We start from the raw sequence: 7909 nt of genomic DNA, 5'->3' as shown, positions 1-7909 counted from the left end.
GGATGGGGATGGTGGGGCTGTGCTCGCTCGCTTCCGGCTGTCGGGAGCACGACACCGCGGACACGGTGACGGAGACGCCGGCGTCCATGCAGGCCCGGGACTCCGCGACCGGCGGGCTGATGGTGCCCGCCACGCCCGTGCTGGCGCAGAGCACGGTGGACGGCGACGGTCCCCGAAGTGGTGACGCGCTGCCGGCGGCGAACGCGCAGGTGCCTCCGAACACGGCACCTCCACCCGGCGCCCGGCCACTTCCGGGCCCCCGCGTGAGCGAGCCCGCGCAGGACACCACGGCACAGGCCCCCGCGAATGCTCCGGCCCGTCAGGGTGCTCCGATGCCCCGCCAGGGCACGACGACGCCGACCGCGAATGCCCAGCAGCGGGCCCAGGCGAACCCGAACGCGTCGCGGCCCCAGCAGGCCGCCCCGGTGAACCCGAACGCGAACGCCCAGCGGCAGGCACAGGCAAACCCGAACGCGAACACGCAGCGGCAGGCACAGGCGAACCCGAACGCCCAGCAGCAGGGCCAGACCAATCCGGACGGCGCGCCCGCGACGCAGGCGCCCGCCGAGGGCCGGGTGATGATTGGCGCGCAGGCCGTGCAGGCCAGCGACGACGAGGCTTGGTACGAGGGCGCGGCCAAGGCGGCGCAGGCGGCGGTGACGGAGAACTCCTCCAACCGGCCGCTGGAGCAGGTCATCATCGCGTCCAGCACGGTGAACGGTCGGGTGACGCGCGTGGGCAAGGACACCCTGCACGTGCGCGACGGCGAGGGCACCGTCTACGAACTCCAGCTCGACCAGCGCAGCCGAGGCCTCCGCCAGGGCCAGCGCGTGCCCCTCAAGGAGCTCCAGGAGGGCACCCCGGTGCGCGCGCAGTTCGTCCTCATGGGCGGCCGCACCGTCGCGCGCGACGTGCAGGTGCGGCGCTAGGTCCGCAGCCCCTTCGATGCCTGAAACGACGACACCCGGGAAGCCATGGAGGCTCCCCGGGTGCCTGTCTTCATCCCGGACTCCCCTCACGCGAGGGGAGCCGGGCTGGAAGCGGATGCGGCTAGTAGACGGCCTTGAGCGTCACGCCCGAGTAGGCCGTGTACCCGCGGACCTTCACGTAGTACTTGCCCGCGGTCGTCTTGGTCAGGGTGCAGGTCTCCGTGTTGCCGGACAGGTACGGACGGCAGTCGTACGCGGTGGTCGTCGGCGAGGAGCCGAAGCGCACGTACAGGTCCGCGTCACCCGTGCCACCCGAGGTGGTGATGGTGACCGTCTTGTTCGCCGGCACGTCCAGGGTGACCCACTCGTTGGTGAAGGAGCCGGAGGCGCCGGAGACGCCCGTCACCGGGACGTTGCTCTGCAGCACGTTGCCGCCACCCGTGCCGCCCGGCGTGTAGCTGCCCTTCAGCGACACGTTCGAGTACGCGGCGTAGGCGTTCAGCATCACGTAGTACGTGCCCGCCTGGATGTTGGTGATGGTGCACGTCTCCGCGTTGCCACCGACGTACGGACGGCAGTCGTAGGTGGACAGGTCCGGCGCGGCGCCGAAGCGCACGTACAGGTCGGCGTCACCCGTGCCACCGGAGATGGTGAACGTCAGCGCCGTGGCGCCCGCGGGGACCGCCAGCGAGTAGTACTTGCTGTTGCCCGTGGTGCTGTCGGACACCGTCACCGCCGTGCCGTTGGTCAGCGGGGTGGAGGTCGGGGGAGGCGTCACGACGCCCACGCCCACCGCTTCCCAGGCCGTCTTCACCGCGTCCTGCGTGGCCTGGTCGTAGCCCAGGTCCGCCGCCGCCTGGATGGTCAGCGTCTTGGCCTGCGCGAAGTTCGTGCTCGCCGTGTAGAGGTCGGTGTTGGCCTTGTACCAGATGCGGCCGGCCTTCTCGACGCCGATGGCCGGCACCGTGGGGCCGCCCGAGCGGCGCGGGTGCACGCCACCCTTGGAGAGCAGCGCGAACGCCAGGTTGGGCACGCCGGAGCTGTAGTGCACGTCCGTGCCGGACGTCACGTTGGCCGCCCAGTCCTTGGACGCGCCGTCCTTCGCCGGGTCGTCCATGTAGCGGAGCGCGTCGTTCGCCGTGCCCGGCGTCCAGACGTCCTCGCCCACCATCCAGATGGCCGCCGCGGTGCTCCACGTGCCGGAGGCCCAGCTCTCGCAGATGGCGCCGAAGGTGTCGGACATCGCCTCGTTGAGGCCGCCGGACTGGCCGGAGTACGTGAGGTTGGACTCCCGCTCCGTCACCGCGTGGGTCAGCTCGTGGACGGTGACGTCCGCGTCCTTGCCCAGCTCGATGGAGTTCACGCCGTCGCCATCGCCGTACACCATCTGGGTGCCGTCCCAGTAGGCGTTCACGTAGTTGGTGCTGTAGTGCACCGTGCTGATGAGCGTCTCACCCGCGTTGTCCAGCGAGTCGCGGTTGAACAGCGTCTTGTAGCAGTTGTAGGTGTAGCCCAGCATGTCGTAGTTCGTGTCGACATGCGAGTCACCGACGGCCGCCTGGCCCTCGCTGCGCTTGAGCGTGCCCGGGGTGCTGGTGCCGTTGTTCGCGCTGTACACCTTGCGGTTGAGCGCCGTGTGGATCTCCGGCGCGCGCAGCACGATGGAGCCGTCCACCGCGCTGACGTAGACGCGGTCGCGCAGGGGCATCTGGTCGCTCTCGCCCGTGATCTTCACCTCGTACGCCAGGCGCAGCGCGCCTTCCTCGGTGCGCACGTACACCAGGCGGGGAGCACCCTGGGCCTCCAGGCCCGTGCCCACCGTCGCGCTCAGCGCCGCGTCGCGCGCGGACGCGGCCGCGATGCGCGGCAGCGCGGAGACGTTCAGGCCGTCGCGCGCGGAGCCGTTGGCGCGGAACACCGTGCCGTCCGGACGCACGTGCACCACCAGCTCACCGCCGATGACCTCCAGGCCGTTCTTCGTCTGCTTGAAGCGCAGGTGCTGGTTGCCCTGCTCGTCGGTGCTCGCCTTGCGCAGCACCATGTCGTCCGGGTTCAGCCGGAACGCCGGCGCCACGCCCGCCAGCGCCTGGCGGCTCGCGTCCAGCGTGTTCAGCGTCCGGGCCATCCGGCCCAGCTCGCCGGTGATGTTGTCCGGGATGCCGTCCGCGTGCACGCCCACGACCTGGGCGCCAGCGAGCGCGTTCAGCGAGCTCTGGATGTCCTCGCCCGACTTCTCCTGCTCAGGCGCCTGCGTCTCCTCGCCCGTGGAACCCTGCGTACCGCACGCCGTCAGAGCCACGCCGAGCCAAGCCGCGCCAATCGTCTTCAACAGTCGATGAGCCAACGCGATACCTCCATGAAGAAACAGCGGGGTGATACGTGACACACTCGAATTCATCAGGGCAACTACTTTTTAGAGAAAGTACGTTTAGTCACTTTCCCCCACCCTGCCGAACAAGCCAGGACATCCTGAATTGCAGATTAAGCATGCTTCCTGCTGCTTCCGCTTCTTCAGCGGGTCTCCGGAGTGAACGGACCCACCCCGGGGATGTCTCAAAAAATGTTTCATGAGACGGGCGACAGCATGCACGGGGAGGCTGACATGACGCGGGGTGCCGGCCGCAGGTGGACGGGGGCGCTGTGCGTGGGGGTACTGCTGGCGCTCACGGCCTGCGCGTCGCGGGCACCGGTGGCGACGGAGGTGCCGGCGCCGCCCACGCTGTCGGTGGCGCAGGTGACGCGGCTCCTGCCGGCGAAGGTGAAGGGCGCGGAGCGCGAGGGCTGGGCGCGCGACGTGCTGGCGGCGCTGGACGCGGAGGCGATTCCTCCTTCAGCGCCGGTGGTCTGTCAGGTGCTGGCCATCATCGAACAGGAGTCCGGCTTCCAGGCGGATCCCGCGGTGCCGGGGCTGCCCAGGCTGGTGCGGCAGAAGCTGGACAGCACCGCGGGACGGCTGGGCCCCCTGGGGCGACGTCTCCTGGATGACGTGCTCGCGGCGAAGGCGAAGGGGGCGAAGCGCAGCTTCGGCGCGCGGCTGGACGCCCTGCGCACGGAGCGGGACCTGGACCGGCTCTTCCGGGACATGCTGGCGTACTACGAGGAGGAGTACCCGGCGGCGTACGCGGCCGCGGACCTGGCCAGCTCGCTGTTCGGTCCGTCCTCGTTCGCGGGGCAGAACCCCGTCACCACCGCGGGCTCCATGCAGGTCAGCGTGCGCTACGCAGTGGAGAAGGCGGGCCCGGACGCGGATCCGGTGGCGGTGCGCGAGTCGCTCTACACGCGCGCGGGCGGCGTGCGCTACGGCACCGCGCGGCTGTTGGGCTTCGAGGCCGCGTACGAGCAGCCGCTCTACCGCTTCGCGGACTACAACGGCGGCGTCTACAGCTCCCGCAACGCGGCGTTGCAGGCCCAGGTGAGCCGGCTCACCGGCGTGGCCCTCGCCACCGACGGAGACCTGCAACTGTATGACAAGGATGGAGAGCCGCGCGGCGAGGACAGCCAGAGCCTCAAGGCGCTGCTCCTGTTCCGTCAGCGCTACGCGCCGGACCTGAGCGAGCGCCGGGTGCGCCGGGACGTGGAGGAGGAGAAGACGGCGGACTTCGAGAAGACAGACACGTACCTGGCGGTGAAGCGCGTCTACGCGAATCAGACGGGAGAGGCGCCCGCCTACGCCCAGCTGCCCCAGGTGACGCTCAAGAGCGTGAAGCTGAGCGGGGAGCGCTCCACCGCGTGGTTCGCGAAGTCGGTGGACGCCCGCTACCAGCAGTGCATGGCCCGCCACCGCCAGGCTGCGCGGTAGCGAGCCCTGACCGCAGGGGACTACGGCGTGGTGAAGACGGCGCTGAACGTGTCCGCGCTGACCGCGGGCAGCAGCTCCGCGGTGACGTACGGCGCGCGCGAGGGCTCGTAGTTCGGCGAGTCGTCCGCCGTCACGCGCACGTAGTAGCTCGTGCCGGGCAGCAGCAGGCCCGGCGGCAGGCGGACCTGAGTCCGGTCACCGGGCACGTAGAAGCGCAGCGTCGGCGTGGCGGTGAAGGTGCTGATCAGCTGGAGGACGGACACCACGTAGTTCCGGGGCGCGCCCATGGCGGGAGCCCGCCAGCTGATGACCGGCTGGTTCGTGCCCACCACGCGCGACACGTAGGCGTCCACGCCGTCGATGCGCAGCTCCCGGGGCGGCGAGATGGCCGGCTGGATGGGACCGGCGATGAGGTGGTCCATCCGGTCGGTGATGAAGATGTTGCCGCTGGGGTAATGGGCGCGGGTGCCCACGATGACGGGCGTCGGAGACCGGAACGAGTAGCTGATGGTGCCCACCACGCCCCAGCTGGACGGATAGGGATTGCCGTAGGCGAACCGGTTCGTGATGACGCCGTCCTCACCGCGCGGCAGCCACAGGTTGAACAGCTCGCCCTGATAGCCCACCCAGCCGTGCTGGTACCCGAACGGGATGGGCAACAGCGACATGGAGGAGTAGCCAATGGTGCCGGTGGGGTTCGAGTCCGTGCGCCAGCGGGAGAATTCGTTCAGGCGCCACTCCAGGGAGAAGGGCGTCTGCCTCACGGGGTTCAGCGTGGCCGCCAGCGGCAGCGACGTGGTGCCGTCCGGCGTGAACGAGAACGCCGGCAGGTGCGCGCTGCTCACCAGCGTCTGGTACGCCAGGGTCCCGCCGCTCGGCAGCGTCCCGACCGCCACGGAGTTGAGCTGGTTCACGTAGAGGCGGTCGCCCTTCGCCTGGTCCAGCACGGCCAACCCGTAGCCGTTGCTGGAGAACGCGTAGGCATACGGATCGACGATGGACGTGGCACCGACCGCGGGCTCCTCGCTGTAGGAGAACGAGTTGTACACGTCCACGTCCGCGCTGGTGATCTGCACGGCGCTGCCCGGCTCGGCGCTGGAGGACCACTGCTGCCAGGGCTCCAGGTTGAAGAGCTCCGCCGACACGGGGGTCTCGTTGAGGGATGTGTAGACCGCGTCCGGACGGCCGATGCGGTTGACGCCCAGGTCGAAGTGGCGCGTCCGCGTCAGGTAATAGAACCGGCTCGAGCGCAGGAAGTACTCGCCGTCCGGGACGTTGTCGAAGCGCAGGCCTCCCGCCACCGGCGTACCCGTGCGCCGGTCGAAGTCGATGCCATTGGGGATGAGGATCTCCACGTCGCGCCCGGACAGGTCCTGCGGCACCACCGTCACCCCGGCGCTGGAGTGGAAGCGCGTGTCCGCCGTCACCAGCACGGACGTGCCCGCGTCCACCGGCCCGGTGCCCGCGTCGGTCTCGCCGCAGCCCGGCAGGAACTCATCGCTGGAGATGACCGCCGTCCCCTCGCGAGGGTCCATGGCGATCTCGGGAGGGTTCACCTCCTCGGAGGGAGGCGCTTCCCCGCAGCCCAGCCAGGCCGCGCAGGCGGGAACGAGCAACAACGACAGACGTCGGAAGGACATGATGGGCCCAGGTGACAAGCAATGAATGGCTGTCCGGTCCCGGCCCAAACCTGACGCCGCTTCTATACGCGAAGCGCGGCGGGATTTTTACTGGATAGTTGCGTTTTGATGGGTACTTCAGGTGGGCGCGGATGAAGGCTTGCGCCCACCTGAGTCTGTCTTCAACGGGCAGGCGCCGTGGGCGGGGCGAAGCGCTTGTCGGAGATCTTCATCTCCGTGACGGGGCCGTACTTGCGGGCCACGTCGCGCAGGGCCTCCGCCTTGCCGATGAGGACGAACGTCAGGTCGTCCGACGCGGGCAGGACGCGCTGGAGCACGGTGCGCACGCTGTCGCGGGTGGACGCGGACACAGCGTCCGCGAACCCATTCACGTCCTGTGCGTCCAGGCCGTAGAAGGCCAGCTCCGACAGCTTCATGGCCAGCTGGTCCCCGGTCTCCAGCGTCGGAGGGAACTGCCCCAGCACGTAGGCCTTGGCGGAGGCGAGCATGGCGTCATCCATGCCCTCCTGGCGGTAGCGCGTGAGCACGTCCAGCGCCAGGTCGATGGCGCGGCCCGTGGTGGCCGTCTGCGTATAGGACGTGAGGACGACGGTGTAGGGCTGGCGGGCCTGCTGCAGGGAGGAGCGGGCGCCGTAGGTGAGGCCCGTCTTCACGCGCAGCTCGGTGTTGAGCAGCGAGGTGAAGCGGCCGCCCAGCACGGTGTTGCCCAGCTCCGCCACGACGCGGTCCGGGTCGGTGCGGCGGATGCCGGTGTTGCCGATGGCGAAGTAGGTCTGGGTGGCATCCGGCTTGTCCACCAGCAGCACCTGCCGGCCCTTCGTGGGCGCGGTGGCGGGCACGGCGGGCAGCGGCTGTCCCGCCGGGGCCCACCCGCCCAGGGCGGCCTCCAGCTTCGCGGCGAGCTGCTTCGCGTCGAAGTCCCCCACCACGGAGAGGATGAGTCGGTCCCCGCCCAGGTTCGCCTTCGCCCAGCCGAGCACGTCGCCCCGGCCAATCGTGGGCAGTGACGCCTCACTGCCCACCGTGGACCCGCCGTACGGGTGCGAGGGGAAGTGGAAGGCATTGAAGTACACGCCGATGAGCGCGCGCGGGTCGCCGTCCTTGGCGGAGGCGATCTCCGACACGCGCAGGGCGCGGGCCTTCTCCAGCTCCTGCGCGTCGAAGCGCGGGCGCACGAGCATGTCCGACAGCAGCTCCACCATCAGCGCGGTGTCGCGGGCCTGGAAGCTGCCATTGAGGATGAGGGCCTCGCGGGCCGGCACGACCTCCAGCTCGCCGCCCACGCCGTCCACGGCGTCGGCGAACTGCTGGGCGTTGCGGGAGCCCGCGCCCTTCTGGAGCAGCTCGGCGGTGAGCGCGGCCAGCCCTTCCTTGCCGGCGGGGTCGGTGACAGAGCCACCCTTGAGCCACGCGCTGAAGGACACCAGCGGCAGTTCGTGCTTCTCCACCAGCAGCAGCCGCACGCCGTTCTTCAGCGTGACGGCCGTCGCCTCCGGCAGCGTCACGCCTTTCGTCGACAGCGGGGCGGTGGGGGCCGGGGT

At 70.0% G+C, this 7909-nt stretch carries 5 protein-coding genes; 2 read left to right on the top strand and 3 right to left on the bottom strand.

The window, feature by feature from the left end; all coding sequences use genetic code 11:
- A partial coding sequence (locus D7W79_RS45425; RefSeq protein WP_244222142.1) for a hypothetical protein occupies window positions 1-929 on the top strand: 929 nt, incomplete at its 5' end.
- A gap of 121 nt (window positions 930-1050) precedes the next feature.
- Here the strand turns inward: D7W79_RS45425 and D7W79_RS35030 are convergent.
- Entirely contained in the window at window positions 1051-3273 is a 2223-nt protein-coding gene (locus D7W79_RS35030; RefSeq protein WP_120529665.1) for a M4 family metallopeptidase, read from the bottom strand.
- Between the two features lie 258 nt (window positions 3274-3531).
- Between D7W79_RS35030 and D7W79_RS35025 the strand changes: the two genes are divergently transcribed.
- A complete protein-coding gene (locus tag D7W79_RS35025; protein ID WP_120529666.1) occupies window positions 3532-4728 on the top strand; it encodes a DUF1615 domain-containing protein in 1197 nt (398 codons plus the stop codon).
- A 20-nt stretch (window positions 4729-4748) separates the two neighbouring features.
- Here the strand turns inward: D7W79_RS35025 and D7W79_RS35020 are convergent, their stop codons facing one another.
- Both D7W79_RS35020 and D7W79_RS35015 read right to left on the bottom strand, forming a co-directional pair.
- Window positions 4749-6368 (bottom strand): fibronectin type III domain-containing protein, encoded by a 1620-nt coding sequence (locus tag D7W79_RS35020; RefSeq protein ID WP_147442203.1) that lies wholly within the window; start codon window positions 6366-6368, stop codon window positions 4749-4751.
- A 161-nt stretch (window positions 6369-6529) separates the two neighbouring features.
- Window positions 6530-7909 (bottom strand): M16 family metallopeptidase (locus D7W79_RS35015; RefSeq protein ID WP_147442202.1); only part of this gene is annotated, 1380 nt, incomplete at its 5' end.

The sequence above is a fragment of the Corallococcus exercitus genome (assembly GCF_003611585.1).
Classification (GTDB): Bacteria; Myxococcota; Myxococcia; order Myxococcales; family Myxococcaceae; genus Corallococcus; species Corallococcus exercitus.
The sequence above is the reverse complement of the archived record's forward strand: the minus strand, read 5'-3'. Positions and strand labels throughout refer to the sequence as shown.